The organism is Aliiglaciecola aliphaticivorans (assembly GCF_054782055.1).
Genome location: NZ_BAAGTF010000010.1, coordinates 209798 through 226525 on the forward strand (window position 1 = coordinate 209798; position 16728 = coordinate 226525).

Sequence of the window (16728 nt, forward strand, 5' to 3'; positions counted from 1 at the left end):
TTATGCATGATATTCCTAATTCCTTAAAAGCACATTCAGAAGATGTACTATACACCCTAGACTCTAGAGGTGTGGCAACAGTCACCTTAAACCGACCTGAGGTACACAATGCATTTGACGACACCACCATTGCATTGCTTACCCATTATTTTAATCAGGTGGCAAGGGACGACAATGCCCGCGTACTGGTCTTGCAATCCAATGGCAAAAGTTTCTGTGCCGGTGCCGATCTAAATTGGATGAAGCGCATGGCAAGCTATAGTTATGATGAGAATGTTGAAGACGCCAATGCATTAGCCAAGATGTTGCATACACTGTATACCCTTCCTAAACCTACCATCGCTAAAGTTCAAGGTGCAGCGTTTGGCGGCGCGGTGGGCTTAGTCTCTTGCTGTGATATCGCCATTGCCAGTCGGTTAAGCAAATTCTGTCTCAGTGAAGTTAAATTAGGCTTGATACCGGCCACAATTAGCCCTTATGTCATTGATGCCATTGGCGATAGAGTCGCGCGCCGCTACTTTATGAGCGCCGAAGTCTTTTCTGCCCGCAGAGCTCGTCGCTTGGGCTTAGTCAGCGAAGCTGTTACCGAAGAAGAGTTAGACTCAACGGTTAGTTTGTTGGTCACCCAGATCATCAATAATGGGCCAATTGCAGTGGCAGCGGCCAAGCAGCTCGTGTTTGATATTAAAGATGAGCCACTGGACGAGGAGCTTATCGAAAAAACCAGTTTACGTATTGCCACAATACGAGTTTCGGAAGAAGGGCAAGAAGGTTTAACTGCATTTTTGGAAAAAAGACAACCAGCATGGCGGGAAAAATTATGAGTGGGCTAAAAAAAATAGACAAACTACTGATTGCTAATCGCGGTGAAATTGCTTGTCGCATCATTAAAACAGCCAAAAAATTAGGCATTAAAACCGTCGCCGTCTATTCCGATGCAGATGCCAACGCACTGCATGTGAAAATGGCCGATGAAGCGGTAAGACTCGGCCCGGCTCCCTCTCGAGAAAGCTATTTAAAAGGTGAATTAATTATAGCTGCGGCGATAAAACTCAATGTAGACGCGATCCACCCTGGCTATGGGTTTTTGTCGGAAAATTCACAATTTTGTCGTTTATGTGAACAACATAATATTATTTTTGTGGGCCCACCCATTGGCGCAATAGAAGCCATGGGCTCTAAATCAGCGGCTAAACACATTATGGAGCAAGCAGGTGTTCCTTTAGTGCCGGGATATCACGGCGATGATCAATCACCACAGCTGTTAAAAAAACATGCCGATAACATGGGTTATCCTGTACTGTTGAAAGCAGCAGCTGGCGGCGGCGGCAAAGGGATGCGACAAGTCTCTGATAGTAAAGAGTTCTTTGATGCTCTAGATGCCGCAAAACGTGAAGCTATGTCGGGCTTTGGTGACGATATTATGTTGGTTGAAAAGTACCTCATTCAACCTCGTCACGTAGAAATCCAGGTGTTCTGTGACAGTCATGAAAATGGCGTGTATCTGTTTGAGCGTGATTGTTCTGTGCAGCGACGCCATCAAAAAGTGATAGAAGAAGCCCCAGCGCCAGGAATGACAGAAGAGCTACGTCAACAAATGGGACAAGCGGCGTTAACAGCTGCCCAAGCGATAGGCTACATTGGTGCTGGTACTGTCGAGTTTTTGTTGGATAGTAACAATCAGTTTTTCTTCATGGAAATGAATACACGATTGCAGGTAGAACACCCTGTAACGGAAATGATCACAGGTCAAGATTTGGTAGAATGGCAACTCCATGTGGCCAAAGGCGAAACGCTGCCAATGCAACAAGGGCAGCTACAAATAAATGGGCATGCCTTTGAAGCAAGAATTTATGCTGAAGATCCAAACAATCAGTTTTTGCCTTCTACAGGTACGTTAACTCGTTTAATACCCCCCGTCGAAGGCGATGAAGTCCGAGTTGATACTGGTGTGTTAGAAGGAGATGATGTTTCGCCATTTTACGACCCTATGATAGCCAAATTAATTGTCTGGGATCATGATCGTGACAAAGCCCTTGCTAAACTTGCTGACGCCTTAAGTCATTATCAAGTGGATGGCGTGACTACAAACATTGATTTCCTCTATAACTTGGCCACTCATCCCGCTTTCAAGGAAGCTCAGTTGAGCACGCATTTTATTGACGAGCATGAAACTGAGTTATTTGTGAGTGATGCGCTACAGCGAGCATTATTAACTCCGCTGGCCGTAACCTACTTACTATTGCAACGTCAGGCTTTGACCTTAACATCACAGAAGCAAACATCCACCATACAATCACCTTGGATAAAGCACAATCACTGGCGCATGAATGAACAATATTCAGAAGAGTTAAATGTGTATATTCAACAACAAAACATAGCCGTTCAGGTTGAGTATTTTTTGTGTTCGCAAACACACCAGCAAGCCTTCAAAGTGACCACACCCGAAGGATGTTTTGAGTGCGTTGGTGAACTCAAAGGTGATCATATTAGCGCCACAATAGATAAACAACAGGTAGAAGCAACCCTGCAAGTCCATCAAGGGTACACTAGCCTCTTTACCCAAGAATACGCGATTCAGTGCAAACTCAATGAACCTGACTTAGGATTACATGATGCAGATGATCACCATGGTGGTTTTGAAGCGCCCATGAATGGCACCATTGTCAGTCAAGTTGTAGAAGAGAATAGCGAAGTAGAAAAAGGACAAACGTTAATCGTAATGGAAGCAATGAAAATGGAACATGCCATCAAAGCCCCCAAAGCTGGGGTGGTCAAAAAGTTCCATTTCGTTGCCGGAGACCTTGTTGATGGCGGCGCAATCTTGCTTGACTTTGAAGCCAAGGAGTAATGCCAATGACCAGCCATTATTCTACACAGGTAAAAATTGTTGAAGTTGGCCCAAGAGATGGTTTGCAAAATGAAAAGCAACTGATCAAATTGGCGAATAAACTACAGTTGATCGATGAATTGGCGTTAGCTGGATTGAAATTTATCGAAGCTGGGAGCTTCGTATCACCTAAATGGGTTCCACAGATGGCCGACAGCGGTGCGTTATTTGACGAGTTAGATCGTCAACCCGGTGTTACCTATTCGGCCTTAACCCCTAACCTACAGGGTTATAACAGAGCCAAAGAAGTTAAGGTTGATGAGGTGGCTATATTTGGCGCGGCATCTGAAACCTTTTCGCAAAAAAATATCAATTGTTCAATTGCTGAAAGTTTAGATCGCTTTTTGCCCGTTGTAGAACAAGCCAAAAAAGATAACATACCCGTTCGAGGGTATGTTTCTTGTGTTTTAGGTTGCCCCTATGAAGGCGATATTTCGCCGCAAAGTGTGGCTGAGGTGAGTCAAAGATTGCTGGACATGGGATGTTACGAAGTGTCACTTGGCGACACTATCGGTGTGGGAACGCCGGTTAAAACCAAAAACATGTTAGAGGTAGTACAACAAGTCCTTCCCCAAGACAAAATTGCCGTGCATTTCCATGATACCTACGGACAAGCATTAGCCAATATATTAGTTGCGTTACAGTTAGGCGTAAGCACCATTGACAGCGCAGTAGCAGGTTTAGGCGGCTGCCCTTATGCCAAAGGTGCTTCAGGTAATGTTGCCACGGAAGATGTGGTATTTATGTTGAACGGTATGGGGATAGCAACCGGCATTGATCTGAATAAACTAGTGCAAGCAGGCAGCAATATCATGGCAGCACTAGGTCGACAATCAACGTCAAAGGTCGCCAACGCATTGTTATCTTAAAAACATGAGCCCATAGGGATGCATAATGGGTAACAGAGGAGCCATCGTTAATGTTGCTTCTCCAGTGCGTGTTTAAAGATTTTTTTCGCCTCTTCTTTTGCTCTCACAGGATCGTTGTTAGATTTGCCAATTCTGGCAACGATGTTGTTTAAATCCTCAGTACTCATGCAGTCGTGCAATATTTTCAGGCGATGTTCAATATCCGGGAATTTTTTCAAAACGGCTGCTGAAATTAAAGGTTGGGCTAAATAGCGAGGAAAAAACTGCTCAGTATCTTTTAAAATAATCACTTCCCCACTGGTTACTTGAGGATCGGACTCGTATCCTACGAATACTTCAGCTTCACCGCTTTCCTTTGCAGAATAGCGATCAGTCACGCTGCACGGCAATACCGATTTAAATTTAACACCGTAATCTAACAATCCCAATAAGCAATCTTTTCTGTTCATAAATTCTGGATCTGCGCTAAACGTCAACTTAGCGCCTTTGGTTTTTAAATCATTGATAGTGGTAATTTCTTCAGATTCTGCTAATTCTGGTGTCATCACCAAACAATAATCTTCGCTACAGCCAAGATTAGGCAGCCACTTAATGCCTAAGCCTTGACCATAATGATTCAATTCTTCCGTTAATTTATGGGGTGATTTGATCCCATTGTTTTCAGTTTTATGATGAATATTAAAATACTGTACACACGTACCGGTATAGTCCATGTAAATATCCAGCCATCTATATTTTAGCTCCGCAAAGTTATGCATGCTGTCACCGTTGGGAAAACGGATTTCACACTTAATATGTGGATTTTCATGGGTTATCGCTAAGGCTAAGAGTTCGGTAAAAAACATTTGTGAGAGATCGTTTTTTGCACCTATGATAATTTTAGGATTTGGCCCTTCTAATCTGTTAGACGCCAATATGTCTTCTCCGGCGAGTATTGGCCAAAATGATTGCTCAGAAGTACTGACTTGTTGTTGCACTCTTCCGATAGTTTGACTGAAATTAGATTCTAATTCATTAAGTTGAACATGAAATTCTTTATCAGACACCTTTAAAGTTAAAGACTGAATAAAACTCGGCATATTGATAATGACAAACGGCATTATCAACAGTGCAAATAGGATCAACACCTGATTGGTGGCCCTTAAATATTCATCCAGTCCAAACAGTTTTAACTCCGCGAGAAAGAACAACAGTACCGCTAAACAATAAATAATGAGTAAATAAGGAGCGGACTTTGATAGGAAACTACTGTTTTTTTTAGGTTTCATACGTTCTCCATTAGATACATTATTGCAACTGCACCGCGGTTGGCTCGAAACAATACAAGTTGGTTTTTGACGCCAATGGACCATTCAATACATTGGCAATCACTTTTTGCTGAGCAAAAATTTGAACATTATTTAAGAATAATTCGGGCCATTGCCTGACTAGCGCTTTGGTTCCCTTGGGAAAGGTATAAACCTCGTTAGGCAAACATCGAACTAATTGTCGATCATAACGTTGCCCCAACACGAGTTGTTTGCTGCCCGTTGCAACGAGTCTAACTGAATCGGCCATATCGATTTCATTGGTCACTTGGGTCAATAAACTAGTAAAGGCTTGAGGGTTGCTTTTTAAATTATTGAGAACGTCATTAAACTGATTTTTTAGGGCAAGGTTATTCGGGTTGTTTTTCGTAAACAATACGCTGTGAGGCACATAATCAATATAGTCAGCAAATCCTATTTTAGCGGATAATGTAGGCATAGACTGGGTTAATACCGACTCCCCGACTGTCTGAGATTCAATTAAAACCTTCGGTTTAGAGGAATAAGCTAACCACACTAACGCCTCAGAAATAGATAATTTACACGCTGAGGAGCCAGCTGACTTGATTTGCGTATTTAACACATTATCAGAGGTCACAATCAGGTTACTGTTTTGTATTAACTCATTAACGTTGTCTATAGGGGAATTACCGAATTGATACACATAAAAAGTCTGATCCTCTAAATGGCGATAAGTTAACGGAGCCTTAGGGGCAATTTGCAATAGTCTTTGGGATAGTTTTAACCTGATTGCCTCTGGGCTTTTTGCAACCTCATTCCATTGCCCTTGGGTGATCTTTTTAGCACTTAGCAGTAACCATTGTTGATTGCCATCTAACATCTCAAACCCCTGCTGAGTATCTTTTAATTGACAGGTGTTTTTGGGCATATATTGACGTAATCTTGGCGTATATTCATATCCCGCCAAGGTGATGACTGCATACTTTTGAAGATCAGATGGATGGCTAATGGTTGCGGCAGAAGGATTATGTTGCAAATGAAAGAAAATCCCATTGGGAACATCAATAATAGGATCACTGAAATAGAATTGGTTTTCCCTTTCAGGCGTTTTAATGTAGGGATAGGTTCCCCTAATTTGACTATTTTGCTGCGCTAATTGCGCTTTAGAATACGCCAACTCCCACGGCATAAATTGTAAGTCGACACTGTACCCCATCTGTTCAAAAACGGTTTTAACAACGACACTCGCAATACCTTTTTGCGGTAACGTTTCCCCCGAGTACGGAGCCCATTCCCCAGAAGATAAATGAATAACCTTAGGCCCTGAACTAGGTTGTGTACTCAAATACACAATGGCCGCGATTAAAAGCAACAGAGCGCCAATCAAACTAACCATAATCATAGGGTTATATTTCGTGCGAGTTGTTTCCAAAGTGTTAACCTTTCCAGCAAAGTAGATGACAATCAACCTGTTTAAACCTTATACAATTAATGGGCATTTGTCAGGTTGACTGCTATCTTAATGGCAATTATGGCAGGTATTTATGCAAACAGATTGGAAAAGATGGGTGAAACCCCTTTTAATCTATACCATTAGGCCTTAATTTAGGGTTTGGATGATTACAATGTCACGGTGAAATATTCATGCTTTTTGATGGCGTAAAACTCGCGTTCTGCGGCCTATTGTTAGTTACAAGCTTCAATGCCTCTTCCGAGGTAGTGCTGACGGAAAAGTTTGAGCACTATTCAATTGCTCCAACGAACCTTCAAGAAATAAAAAGTGAATTGCGTTTAAACTCACCCATTGTTAAAGAAAACCAATTATTTCATGGCCGCACCCAATGGCAACTAACCCCTGTTTTTGGCCTGCAATCCACGGGTAATCTTTGTCGAATAGTGGGAATAAAGATATATCTAGAAGGGATTTACACTATGCCTGAAATGACCAACCGAAAAACCGCATCACAAAGTTTAATGCATTCATTTGATAATTATTACGCAGCTTTATTGGATCATGAAAAAGGCCATCAGGCTATTTGGATTGAGGCCGGTGAAACCATTGAACGCAAACTAAAAAGCATGCCTCCCCATTTTCAATGCAGCCAATTAAAATCCCAAGCGACCAAGCAAGTCTCAGATCTAGTAAAATATTATCAACAACAGAATAAGCAATATGACCTAGAAACTGGACATGGAAAAACCCAGGGTGTATTTATATCTGGCAAATAACCCCCTGCAATACTTAGACGGAAAACGACTGGCGTTTTTTGTAATAAGGTTTCAAGCAAGGTTAAATAGTTGAATTTTCAGAGGCGCTAAAATTCCCGCCGTCAAACTTCATATGCTTATTCGATTCTATTTCCTTAATTGTCTTGGAATGATATCCAAATTTCATTGATTAAATTATTCGATGATGTTGTTCGTAAAAATCAATTATCTTTTTTGCTGCTTATTGATAATAATTCTCATTATCAAATCTAAACTATTATTGAGTACAACATTATGAAAAAGACAATTACGTTTGCATGTTTACACTTTACCGTTGCCTTCACAGTCGCTTATTTATTAACTGGCAGTGCAGTAATCGGTGGCGCAGTCGCCCTTGTAGAGCCCGCAGTTAATACAGTGGTATTCTATTTTCACGAGCGTGTTTGGAAAAAATTTGAAAGCCAGTCAGCTAATAAAATAAATGACAGTTCCGAGCAGGCTTTCTCATCAAATGATATGACATTTGTCTCTTAAGTCACCCATGTACCAAGGGTGGCTAAATAGGTTAAACGGGCATAGTTTGATTTTTACGTCCCATGTTGACTTGATGATGCTTACCGTATTTGCTTTTTAGTTCACTGAACTTAGGATTTCTGCTACTAAATTGATTTTTAGGGATGTAGGATTTCTGCTACTAAATTGATTTTTAGGGATGTAGGTGATTAAGCGGACAGAAATAGTGGGTTAAAATGTATAGCGAAGCAAACGTAACCCACTGCTATTTGTTCTGTTTAAATTACAGTTTGCACTAGCCAATGCACCACTGAATACCCACCCAAAAAGGAAGTTGTTAAAATTAGAGTAAATGTACCTAAACAGCCTCCACTTTTATTTGAAGAGTACACTTTTTCTTGCTCATGCCTGGGCCGACTTCTTAACCATTGCAAATGACAAGAGTTGCAATATAAACGAGTGAAACCTCTGTTCCAGGCACTAATAGTTCTAGAATCATATAATTCAATTTTTTTACATCGAGTACAACGAAATGAACTACTTTTTGGCTTCTTTTGACGATTTAATAAAATTAACGCAATCACCGCAGGAATAACAAATATTATCGAGCCTTCTATATTGTTTGATTTAAAATATATATATGCAGTAAATACTATAGAACTTACCAGAACAAGAATTAGGAGGTAATCAAAAAAGTTTTTGGTCTTAGGTTCAACATCGGTATTGCTCTTATAATGGTTTGTTTTAGACAAACCTTCAATTGCAACACTCGTTGCCTTTAATCTATTCTGATTATCCATTTTTTCAGTAAATACAACAATATCACCGATCTCTGGTCGTCTGCTTTTAGTAGTAAGACTAGAAATATGAAAAAAGACCTTTTGATTGTCATCTGACGTTATAAAGCCAAACCCCTTATCATCTTTCCATTGACTTATTGTTCCTTTCATATCGTCTAAAGACTCCATTCTCATTAGGTAATTTAACGTCCTGTATTTACGACACAATCTTGTTAGCCAACTACACTTAGAGAATGAGCCACAGCCATTGAGTTTGCATCAGAAAAATACGCTTGTTATTGCGCCAACCACTTCACTATCGTAGCTTTGCCGCCACAAGCAATTTACACAACAACATGTTTAAAATTATTACCCTAGACTAAACCAAACTGCCAGAAAACTGCAACTATTGATAAACATTACTGTGAACAGGTTTGTATAAAAACGATTTGAGAAGGAAGTATATTGAATTGAATAAACCACGGGGAAATTGTGGAAAAAGCAGTCGTTAACTCGGAGAAATACGGAAGATATCCGCCTTGGCGTTAGACGATAACCTGAAAGGCTTATGCAATTTAACGCCGCGCTTTGCGGAAATGTTGGATCGATAGCGAGTAAATTTTCCTTAGCAGCGCATTGTTATGCATTTCGCGCCACTTTGGTTGTATTGAAACCTTCCTTCGCCGTGGGAGCCATGAAATATTTTGTAACCTGCTCAAACATTTCTGGTGTATCAGTTGCCATTCTTTCAGGCTGTTCTTTGCGCCGTTTTTCAATCTGTTTTAAACAGATCTCATTTGACAGATCGATGTATACCAAATTATGTGGAGCTTCAATCTCGGAGAAAATACTCCGAAACCAATCTCTTTGTGACAGAGTATTTGCGGGGAAATCCATGACTACATTTGTTCCTGCAGACAACATGGATTGAACAAGCTTTTTAATTTGTGGCTTAAGTAGATTTGAATATTCGATATAGTCATTTAGTGATGAAATCTTATTTGGGTAAAGTGACGCAAGCCATTCATCTTCTGAAAGCAATACTACATTGCTTTTCTGTGCGATCTCCCTAGCTTTGGTAGATTTTCCTGCCCCCATCTTTCCACAGAAAAAGGTCAATTCTCCTTTGTTCATAGTTGCTCTCTATTTTGACGCATAGACACAATAAGTCCCTAAGAAATGTTAGCCTCCACATTTTCGTGGGTTAGCTCAAAAAACCACCGGAGTGCTGGCCGGAACTAGAATTGGTTTGTTCAAGACTAAATCAATTTGGAGGCTGGCATGAACAAACATAGCATAATTTTTTTAGGATTAGATACCCACAAAGAATTTAACGAAGTGGCTTATTGTGAAGATCAGCGAGATATAAGTGCTGCGCATTATAGTCGTGGCCTCATCACTTATCCCCAAAACACCTGGCGATGACTTTCTATTTTTAATCCAAAAGGCAAACTGAGTAAAAAACAAACGAATTTGAGGAATATAAATAAGCTTAAAAAGATTTAGGCAAGATTGTTAGGTTTCAATTGCCACGGGGACTCGTACCAAGGCCGCTATCGAAAGCCAACTGAAGTAGATATATTTTGTGGCAAAAGCGCTTAAGCGACGAAAAGCCGAATTGTCTTTTACTTGGCTTTGTCAACTTTTTACTTATTACTAGCAGGATGAGTAGTATCAGCTATTTTGCCTTGTAAAAGTGCCTCTTTTTGTTGTTCTAGATTTAACTCATCCCAATGAATGTACCCACCATCAGCGCCCTCAGGTGGAGTATCAAGATAGAATGTACCTCTTTTCTGGATTGAGAGTAATCCTACTGACTCTCCGTCCTCAAGTGTAGCCCAAGCTACCAACCGAAAATAACTGTAAGGGTCTCTGTCGCTCTTGTTCTTTTGAAAGAAGAACCAGCCGCTAGCAGGGCAAGTCATAATCACCTTTCTAGACATTGATACACTCTCCATTGAATGTTTTCTAGGGTCGAAATTCTAAGCTTACAATCAATACTACAAACCTATTATTTATGATTAGCGAAGAATGAGAAAAAAGCCAATTTTTTTGCCCATTTGATTGCCTTGTTATATTTTTCATACCATAATTAAATATATTTTGGTACTTAAGGGGTTGGATTATGGCTAAGAATACGAGCGTAACATTAGGCGAACATTTTGATAAATTCATAACTCAACAACTTAACTCCGGTCGTTATGGCTCTGCAAGTGAAGTTATTCGTGCTGGTTTAAGAGCATTAGAAGATCAGGAAACAAAAATACTTAATTTACGTAACATGCTTGTTGAAGGTGAAAATAGTGGTGTTGCCGATTATTCGTATGATTCTTTGATCTCAGAGTTGGATAGTGATAATCACTAATGTCGAAATTCCAATTATCGGGAAAAGCCAAAAGTGATCTAATAAAAATAGCCAAGTATACGCAGTTAACTTGGGGAGCTGCCCAAAGAAATGATTATTTAAAACTGTTAGATAGTACTTTCCATCAATTAGCAGCCGAACCTACGCAAGGAAATAATTGCGATTATATAAGAGAAGGTTATCGAAAACGGCCTCAAGGTAGTCACATAATTTATTACAAAGAACACGAAACAAACAAAATTTTAATTGTAAGAATATTGCACAAAAGTATGGATGCTGACCGCGCACTCTGAAAAATAATGGTGGTAGAGCGGCCCATTACTGAGGAGCCTGAGGATGTAGTGCTTCCGACAAGTTTCTTCGAATAAAGAATCGAATAAAACATCTAATGCATCATTGTTTTCCGAAGATTTTGAGCTAGTGAGATGAATCAACTCTGTAGTCAGATCGCTTCTCGCTACGAACCTTTTTCTTCATACATCAAAATCCTATGCCATGAATAATTTCCGTTTAAACACTAACTTTCCAATAACAGGTGCAGGCACGTAGGACATAATGGCGAAGCCACCCTGCATGCATGCGTCCTCGCGAACGAAGTGAGTGTGTTAAGTGGCTTGCTAGCTGCCATTAGCTTGATAATACCTTGAAAAAGCCTCTTTTCCTCGTTGATGCTTAAATAGCAGGAAGTAAACAAAACCAGTGACAATAAGATAGCCAAATAGTAGCCAACCTACAAAAATACTATTGTCAGGTATGAATAGTATTCTTGAAGCGATTAAAATTACTAACAAACTTGAGCATGATACGAGGACGTTTCTTAGCCATTTTTCGGACTTTATAAACGATATATAAGCAGAAGATAGTTTTAATTTATCATCAACTAACAAGGGTTCTTTTCTTGGCTTGGGATCTCAGACAAAAACATGTGTCAACAATTAGTCAAAGGCCCCATTCTTTAATGTGACCTTCGTTTTTTTAACGGATTAGCTAACGTCTAATCTTCCATAACCGCTTTTAAGTTATCTAAGCTCTGTTGCAGATCGGGGCCAATTAACGAGTCCATAGCTAACGCAAAATACCGATTGATAGCATTAAAACCGACGTCACCGGTTCCAGTCCAAGTCACTAACGTTTGGCCATCGCTTTGTTGAAATGTTAACTGACCTTGAGATGTCATATCAAAACCAGAGAAATAGAGTTCATAGGTCACACTTTGATTGGGCTCTAATGCGATGATCGTCATTGAACCATCGCCTTCAGTAGCACTCTTCAAAGAAGATTTCATGCCTATGCCGATGCTATCTCCTGAATATTCAACCTGCATATTGGGATCCCGTTGATACCAAACGCCCCAATCTCGCCAGTTTCTAAGATCCGCCACTTGCGGGTATATTTTATCTGCCGCTCCATTGATTGAAATACTCCGTTGCACACGGTATTCAGATGGCAAAAAGTAACCAACGACAATAAATACCGTCAATAGTATTAAAAGTGAAAATATAACTTTTTTAAGAATTGCCATGGTCAATACTCCTCGTTCAGCAGGTAAATTGTTTTAATATGTAGTTTAGAACGGCATCCTTATCCACTTTAAACGCAACATCAATATCAAAACCGTGGTCTGGATCTCGGTATGTTTGACCTGCATTCGGTTCGTCTGTCGCCACATTTAACTTAACAGGTTCAAAGGTTATCTCATCTCCTTGTAGGGCTAACACGCAAGTCGCGAGTACGTCCCACATAAAATAAGTGAATTCATAGCTAGGAATAGTATTAATTGTGGTTGCCCAAAACTGACAAGCCAAACTTGAAATAGGGTACTCTTTTTGTGCGGCCAATTGACTCAAAAAGTCAATGTTTACAGGCAAACAATTAGTGGCATCTAAACCAATTAATTTTACCACTACGCCGGAAGCGAAAAGCTTTTGACTGGCTATCGGATCCCAATAGGCATTCCATTCTGCGCTTTTATCATGGTTGTACATGGCCACATTGCCAGGCACATCCACTGCGCCCCCCATCCAGATAACGTCTTTAATTTTCTGCTTTAATTCTGGCTGCTTTTCAAAGGCGGCTACCAAGTTTGTGCATGGGCCAGTCATCAAAACACTGACGTTGTCGGCATGAGTTAAACAGGCGTTAATCAACTCTTCCGCGGATAAATCTGAAACTTGTTTTTCGTTGTAGCTTTGCGCCAACATATCCGGCAGCACATTGCATATTTTAGGTTGTGCCCGCCAGTCTGCTGGAAAGGCATTTTCACCATGAAGATTCCCTTTGCCTACAGGTATATCGGTGCGTTTGAACATAGACAATATTTTTAACGTAGATATAGTGGCATCTGATAGGTAACAATCTGCTGGCGTAATAGTAACGGCTAACAAGTCGATATGATCCATTGTTAACAACAACATTAGGGATAGTAAATCATCTACTCCCCCATCATGATCGAAAATAACTTTTTGTTTTTCTGTGGTCGAATTTTGTTGATTTTGTAATGTCATTAATTTCTCTTACTAACCTTGGTAAAACTGTTGTTGATACTCTGTTGGAGAGATACCCACAAATTTATGGAAGTTAAATCTTAAGGTGACGGTGTTATCAAAGCCGACACGAGATGCAAGTTCGTCCATCGATATATGATGGTGCTCTAATATTTCTTTGGCCAATCGAATTCGTTGTTGATTTAACCATTCTTTTGGCGGCATGCCTACTGAAGCTTTGAAGTGGCGATCAAAACTGCGTCTGGACATATTTGCGTGGTCAGCCAAATCGTCCACTTTAGAAATCTTATTTAGCTTTTTAATTGCCCATTGCAAGGTTCTCGCAAACTTGTGGTGTTTTTGCGGCAAGGGCGTTTCTACAAATTGCGCCTGCCCTCCCGCTCTATGGGGAGAAATAACTAATCGTCTGGCAACTAAGTTTGCGATCTCATGCCCGAAGTCTTGGCGCACCACCTCTAACGATAAATCGAGACCAGATGCACTGCCCGCCGCACAATATATATTATCTTGCTGAGTATAAAGCACATTGTCTATATACTCGACTAAAGGAAATCGCTGTTTAAATAATTCTGCATATCGCCAGTGAGTAGTAGCTTTACAATGATTCAATAGGCCTAATTGTGCTGGTAAAAAAGCCCCTGAACAAAAGGTAATAATACGTTTATTCAAACTATGGAAAGCAACAATTTGTTCCGCCAGGGATAATTTTATTTTACGGGAATGGGTGTCCCACCCGGGGATCAATAAAATATCGTAGTGAAGTAATTCAGTTACCTCATTGACCTGCATCAATAATCCGCTAGAAGACGCTAACAATTTGCCATCAAAACTTATAACATCGCACTTATACCACGGAGATACCTCCTGTCTTGGCAAGTGAAATACTTCCAATGCACACCCTAGCTCAAAAACTGGGAAATTATCCGTCACTAAAATGGCCATATGGTGCATTTTCGATTCCTTTTCGATACTGCAACGATAAAAACTGGCCTAATATTAGCGAATAATAATTAATTTGCCAGTGTATCCAAGAGTTAGGGGAAGTATATTTAATAATTTTTTAACATTTCAAATTGTTTTTGACTAAAGTACGTGCCAAACTCATTACATCAAAGAAAAAACTTTAGTTACAATCACTTTGAGCCAACATTCTTATTCATTGTTTGAGGAAGTCATTATATGGAAGGACAGAACCCCCGTTATATCAGTAATTTGACTCGTGATACATATGCACTAATTTTAGCTGGCGGCCGTGGTTCTAGGTTGCATGAATTAACCACTTGGCGAGCAAAACCCGCTTTATACTTTGGTGGTAAATTTCGAATAATCGATTTCCCACTTTCTAATTGTATTAACTCAGGTATTCGTCGAGTTGGTGTAGTTACACAATATAAATCTCACTCTTTAATTCGTCACCTGGTCAGAGGTTGGGGGCACTTCAAAAAAGAATTAGGCGAATCTGTGGAAATTCTACCTGCTTCTCAACGTTCTTCTGATAATTGGTATCAAGGAACGGCAGACGCAGTGTTTCAAAATATTGATATCATTCGCAATGAATTACCCAAGTATGTAATGGTGTTGTCTGGTGATCATATTTATCGTATGGATTACGGAACTTTACTCGCGCGTCATGCTGAATCAGGCGCAAAAATGACAGTCTGTTGTATGCCTGTGCCGATTGAAGAAGCCGCCGGTCAATTTGGCGTAATGTCAGTGGATGAGTCAATGCGAATTAACGGTTTTGAAGAAAAGCCTGAACATCCATCCCCTCTCCCCGGTAATCCAGATATGTGTTTAGCCTCTATGGGGAACTATGTATTTGATACCGAGTTTTTATTCGAGCAACTCAAACGAGATTCCGAGAAGTCGAATTCAGATCGGGATTTCGGAAAAGATATCATCCCTGATATTATTAAGGATCAACCCGTTTACGCTTATGCTTTTGATGAAGTTGATCAGCGTGAAGTCTACTGGCGCGATGTGGGTACATTAGACTCGTTTTGGACCGCAAATATGGAATTGGTTCAGCCTGTTCCCGCGCTAAACCTGTATGATAAACGTTGGCCAATATGGACCTATCAAGAGCAACTTCCTCCTGCTAAGTTTGTATGGGAAGAAGATAATAGAAGTGGCGCGGCAATTAATTCGGTGGTGTCAGGGGGATGTATAATCTCCGGTGCTACAGTTCGAAAGAGTGTGTGTTTCTCAAATGTACGAGTGCACTCTTATACCGTAGTGGATGAGTCGGTTATTTTACCTGATGTGGAAATCAAACGTCATTGTAGAATACGCCGTGCAATCATTGACCGTGGTTGCATTATTCCTGAAGGAACCGTTATAGGCCATAGTCGCCAAGATGATGAAGCGAGAGGCTTCCGGGTAACAGAGAAAGGCGTCACTTTGGTTACCAGAGAAATGCTAGGATTACCGGTAGGATATTAAATTTTGACAGATAAAGTAGTTTGAGTTCGACATAGTAATGTTCAAATCTCAAACTACTTTTCACCTTTAGTCTTGGGACTCCCATTGGGCGATTTTATCGTTAAGCATTGATGCAACCAACATGGGCTGTTCTAAGGGAAACATATGCCCCCCACCTTTCACCACTTGATGTTCAAGATTATTCTTTTTGACAAAGGGCGCAATAGATGAGCTCTTACAGACTTTGGTTTTCTCTCCTGTAATAATTAACCCAGGTATATGATAGGGCAATTTATAGCGGCGCAAATTTAACGGGATCGTACGAAAAATAGTGGCTTCAATATGATGGTCAAAGTCTAGTTTTAACTCATCAGGCATTTCTTTGACTGCACTACCAACATAGTCGGCAATACACTCAGGATGCATATCTCTAAATAAGGCCTTACCTTTAAAATAATTTTCGACATTTGTCTCTTTAGGCCAAGATGTGCATCTGTTCATCGCTTGTTTGGACGGCGATAATCTATCGGCAAATCCCAACTTTCGAGCACTTCCAAATAATAAACTCGTTAAGCCAGTAATTAATGGCGGATCGAGGAGCACCAATCCTTTCACCATATGCGGATGCAGACAAGCGGTTAAATATGACACCACAGCGCCAAAGGAGTGGCCCACTAAGTAACAAGGTTCCGCCTGATTTTCATGTAAAAAATGGACGATTTCGGAGACTTGATTTTGCCACCCTATATCAACCGGAAAATTTGGATTATGGGCCAACTTTTCTATGGCGATCACATCAAAATGGCTCCTCATAGAATTTAATAGAAGACGGTAACTTCCCGCTGGAAACCCATTAGCATGGGCAAAGTGAATTTTAGTTCGAGTGGTCATTATTATTTAAGCTTTCTCTT

The 16728-nt window shown here is 40.4% G+C and carries 18 protein-coding genes; 9 read left to right on the plus strand and 9 right to left on the minus strand.

The genetic code is table 11. The annotated features are described in order from the left end of the window. Positions 1-2: 2 nt before the first annotated feature. The 3 genes from ACYVIL_RS06290 to ACYVIL_RS06300 are packed head-to-tail and all read left to right on the plus strand — an operon-like array spanning position 3 to position 3759. Positions 3-824 carry an enoyl-CoA hydratase/isomerase family protein gene (locus tag ACYVIL_RS06290; protein WP_460311928.1) on the plus strand — a complete coding sequence of 274 codons (822 nt, stop codon included), beginning with the start codon at positions 3-5 and terminating at the stop codon, positions 822-824. Beyond that, positions 821-2851, plus strand: coding sequence for an acetyl/propionyl/methylcrotonyl-CoA carboxylase subunit alpha (locus ACYVIL_RS06295; RefSeq protein WP_460311929.1), 2031 nt, complete (start codon positions 821-823; stop codon positions 2849-2851). The genes ACYVIL_RS06290 and ACYVIL_RS06295 overlap by 4 nt, the downstream gene beginning before the upstream one ends. A gap of 5 nt (positions 2852-2856) precedes the next feature. Next, positions 2857-3759, plus strand: a complete 903-nt coding sequence (locus ACYVIL_RS06300; RefSeq protein ID WP_460311930.1) for a hydroxymethylglutaryl-CoA lyase — start codon at positions 2857-2859, stop codon at positions 3757-3759. A 47-nt stretch (positions 3760-3806) separates the two neighbouring features. Here ACYVIL_RS06300 and ACYVIL_RS06305 read toward each other — a convergent pair whose 3' ends face one another. Next, a complete protein-coding gene (locus ACYVIL_RS06305) occupies positions 3807-5027 on the minus strand; it encodes a glycine betaine ABC transporter substrate-binding protein (RefSeq protein WP_460311931.1) in 1221 nt (406 codons plus the stop codon). 19 nt (positions 5028-5046) lie between these two features. Beyond that, positions 5047-6459, minus strand: coding sequence for a substrate-binding periplasmic protein (locus ACYVIL_RS06310; RefSeq protein WP_460311932.1), 1413 nt, complete (start codon positions 6457-6459; stop codon positions 5047-5049). A 212-nt stretch (positions 6460-6671) separates the two neighbouring features. On the opposite strand from ACYVIL_RS06310, the gene ACYVIL_RS06315 reads away from it, so the two are divergent. After that, positions 6672-7256, plus strand: a complete 585-nt coding sequence (locus ACYVIL_RS06315; protein WP_303473692.1) for a DUF922 domain-containing Zn-dependent protease — start codon at positions 6672-6674, stop codon at positions 7254-7256. Between the two features lie 273 nt (positions 7257-7529). Further along, positions 7530-7769, plus strand: coding sequence for a DUF2061 domain-containing protein (locus tag ACYVIL_RS06320; protein ID WP_303473691.1), 240 nt, complete (start codon positions 7530-7532; stop codon positions 7767-7769). Positions 7770-8026: 257 nt separating this feature from the next. Here ACYVIL_RS06320 and ACYVIL_RS06325 read toward each other — a convergent pair whose 3' ends face one another. Beyond that, complete coding sequence (locus ACYVIL_RS06325) at positions 8027-8698, minus strand: cold shock domain-containing protein (RefSeq protein WP_303473690.1); 672 nt, start codon at positions 8696-8698, stop codon at positions 8027-8029. A 468-nt stretch (positions 8699-9166) separates the two neighbouring features. Next, on the minus strand, positions 9167-9661 hold the full coding sequence (locus tag ACYVIL_RS06330) for an AAA family ATPase (protein ID WP_460311933.1): 495 nt from the start codon (positions 9659-9661) through the stop codon (positions 9167-9169). A gap of 147 nt (positions 9662-9808) precedes the next feature. On the opposite strand from ACYVIL_RS06330, the gene ACYVIL_RS06335 reads away from it, so the two are divergent. Next, entirely contained in the window at positions 9809-9952 is a 144-nt protein-coding gene (locus tag ACYVIL_RS06335; RefSeq protein ID WP_303473798.1) for a hypothetical protein, read from the plus strand. Positions 9953-10173: 221 nt separating this feature from the next. On the opposite strand, the gene ACYVIL_RS06340 is transcribed toward ACYVIL_RS06335, so the two are convergent. Further along, a complete protein-coding gene (locus ACYVIL_RS06340; protein ID WP_460311934.1) occupies positions 10174-10470 on the minus strand; it encodes a hypothetical protein in 297 nt (98 codons plus the stop codon). 182 nt (positions 10471-10652) lie between these two features. Between ACYVIL_RS06340 and ACYVIL_RS06345 the strand changes: the two genes are divergently transcribed. Both ACYVIL_RS06345 and ACYVIL_RS06350 read left to right on the plus strand, forming a co-directional pair. Further along, complete coding sequence (locus ACYVIL_RS06345) at positions 10653-10892, plus strand: type II toxin-antitoxin system ParD family antitoxin (RefSeq protein WP_460311935.1); 240 nt, start codon at positions 10653-10655, stop codon at positions 10890-10892. Then, positions 10892-11185: a type II toxin-antitoxin system RelE/ParE family toxin gene (locus ACYVIL_RS06350; RefSeq protein ID WP_460311936.1), complete on the plus strand. Its 294-nt coding sequence runs from the start codon at positions 10892-10894 to the stop codon at positions 11183-11185. The genes ACYVIL_RS06345 and ACYVIL_RS06350 overlap by 1 nt, the downstream gene beginning before the upstream one ends. A gap of 701 nt (positions 11186-11886) precedes the next feature. Here ACYVIL_RS06350 and ACYVIL_RS06355 read toward each other — a convergent pair. From ACYVIL_RS06355 to ACYVIL_RS06365, 3 genes are read right to left on the minus strand one after another with little or no spacing between them, the layout of a single operon-like run. Next, positions 11887-12414, minus strand: coding sequence for an SRPBCC family protein (locus tag ACYVIL_RS06355; RefSeq protein WP_460311937.1), 528 nt, complete (start codon positions 12412-12414; stop codon positions 11887-11889). A 16-nt stretch (positions 12415-12430) separates the two neighbouring features. After that, complete coding sequence (locus ACYVIL_RS06360) at positions 12431-13396, minus strand: nucleoside hydrolase (protein WP_460311938.1); 966 nt, start codon at positions 13394-13396, stop codon at positions 12431-12433. A 12-nt stretch (positions 13397-13408) separates the two neighbouring features. Beyond that, positions 13409-14347 carry a GlxA family transcriptional regulator gene (locus ACYVIL_RS06365; protein WP_303473686.1) on the minus strand — a complete coding sequence of 313 codons (939 nt, stop codon included), beginning with the start codon at positions 14345-14347 and terminating at the stop codon, positions 13409-13411. 228 nt (positions 14348-14575) lie between these two features. Here ACYVIL_RS06365 and glgC point away from each other — a divergent pair, with 228 nt between their 5' ends. Continuing rightward, positions 14576-15838 carry a glucose-1-phosphate adenylyltransferase gene (gene glgC, locus ACYVIL_RS06370; protein ID WP_460311939.1) on the plus strand — a complete coding sequence of 421 codons (1263 nt, stop codon included), beginning with the start codon at positions 14576-14578 and terminating at the stop codon, positions 15836-15838. Between the two features lie 66 nt (positions 15839-15904). On the opposite strand, the gene ACYVIL_RS06375 is transcribed toward glgC, so the two are convergent. Beyond that, positions 15905-16708: an alpha/beta fold hydrolase gene (locus ACYVIL_RS06375; RefSeq protein WP_460311940.1), complete on the minus strand. Its 804-nt coding sequence runs from the start codon at positions 16706-16708 to the stop codon at positions 15905-15907. Positions 16709-16728: the final 20 nt, after the last annotated feature.

Bases quoted from the DNA above. Each gene is read 5' to 3' on its own strand.
- ACYVIL_RS06290 (WP_460311928.1), top strand. From the start codon at position 3: ATGCATGATATTCCTAATTCCTTAAAAGCACATTCAGAAGATGTACTA.
- ACYVIL_RS06295 (WP_460311929.1), top strand. From the start codon at position 821: ATGAGTGGGCTAAAAAAAATAGACAAACTACTGATTGCTAATCGCGGT.
- ACYVIL_RS06300 (WP_460311930.1), top strand. From the start codon at position 2,857: ATGACCAGCCATTATTCTACACAGGTAAAAATTGTTGAAGTTGGCCCA.
- ACYVIL_RS06305 (WP_460311931.1), bottom strand. From the start codon at position 5,027: ATGAAACCTAAAAAAAACAGTAGTTTCCTATCAAAGTCCGCTCCTTAT.
- ACYVIL_RS06315 (WP_303473692.1), top strand. From the start codon at position 6,672: ATGCTTTTTGATGGCGTAAAACTCGCGTTCTGCGGCCTATTGTTAGTT.
- ACYVIL_RS06320 (WP_303473691.1), top strand. From the start codon at position 7,530: ATGAAAAAGACAATTACGTTTGCATGTTTACACTTTACCGTTGCCTTC.
- ACYVIL_RS06325 (WP_303473690.1), bottom strand. From the start codon at position 8,698: ATGAAAGGAACAATAAGTCAATGGAAAGATGATAAGGGGTTTGGCTTT.
- ACYVIL_RS06330 (WP_460311933.1), bottom strand. From the start codon at position 9,661: ATGAACAAAGGAGAATTGACCTTTTTCTGTGGAAAGATGGGGGCAGGA.
- ACYVIL_RS06335 (WP_303473798.1), top strand. From the start codon at position 9,809: ATGAACAAACATAGCATAATTTTTTTAGGATTAGATACCCACAAAGAA.
- ACYVIL_RS06340 (WP_460311934.1), bottom strand. From the start codon at position 10,470: ATGTCTAGAAAGGTGATTATGACTTGCCCTGCTAGCGGCTGGTTCTTC.
- ACYVIL_RS06345 (WP_460311935.1), top strand. From the start codon at position 10,653: ATGGCTAAGAATACGAGCGTAACATTAGGCGAACATTTTGATAAATTC.
- ACYVIL_RS06350 (WP_460311936.1), top strand. From the start codon at position 10,892: ATGTCGAAATTCCAATTATCGGGAAAAGCCAAAAGTGATCTAATAAAA.
- ACYVIL_RS06355 (WP_460311937.1), bottom strand. From the start codon at position 12,414: ATGGCAATTCTTAAAAAAGTTATATTTTCACTTTTAATACTATTGACG.
- ACYVIL_RS06360 (WP_460311938.1), bottom strand. From the start codon at position 13,396: ATGACATTACAAAATCAACAAAATTCGACCACAGAAAAACAAAAAGTT.
- ACYVIL_RS06365 (WP_303473686.1), bottom strand. From the start codon at position 14,347: ATGCACCATATGGCCATTTTAGTGACGGATAATTTCCCAGTTTTTGAG.
- glgC (WP_460311939.1), top strand. From the start codon at position 14,576: ATGGAAGGACAGAACCCCCGTTATATCAGTAATTTGACTCGTGATACA.
- ACYVIL_RS06375 (WP_460311940.1), bottom strand. From the start codon at position 16,708: ATGACCACTCGAACTAAAATTCACTTTGCCCATGCTAATGGGTTTCCA.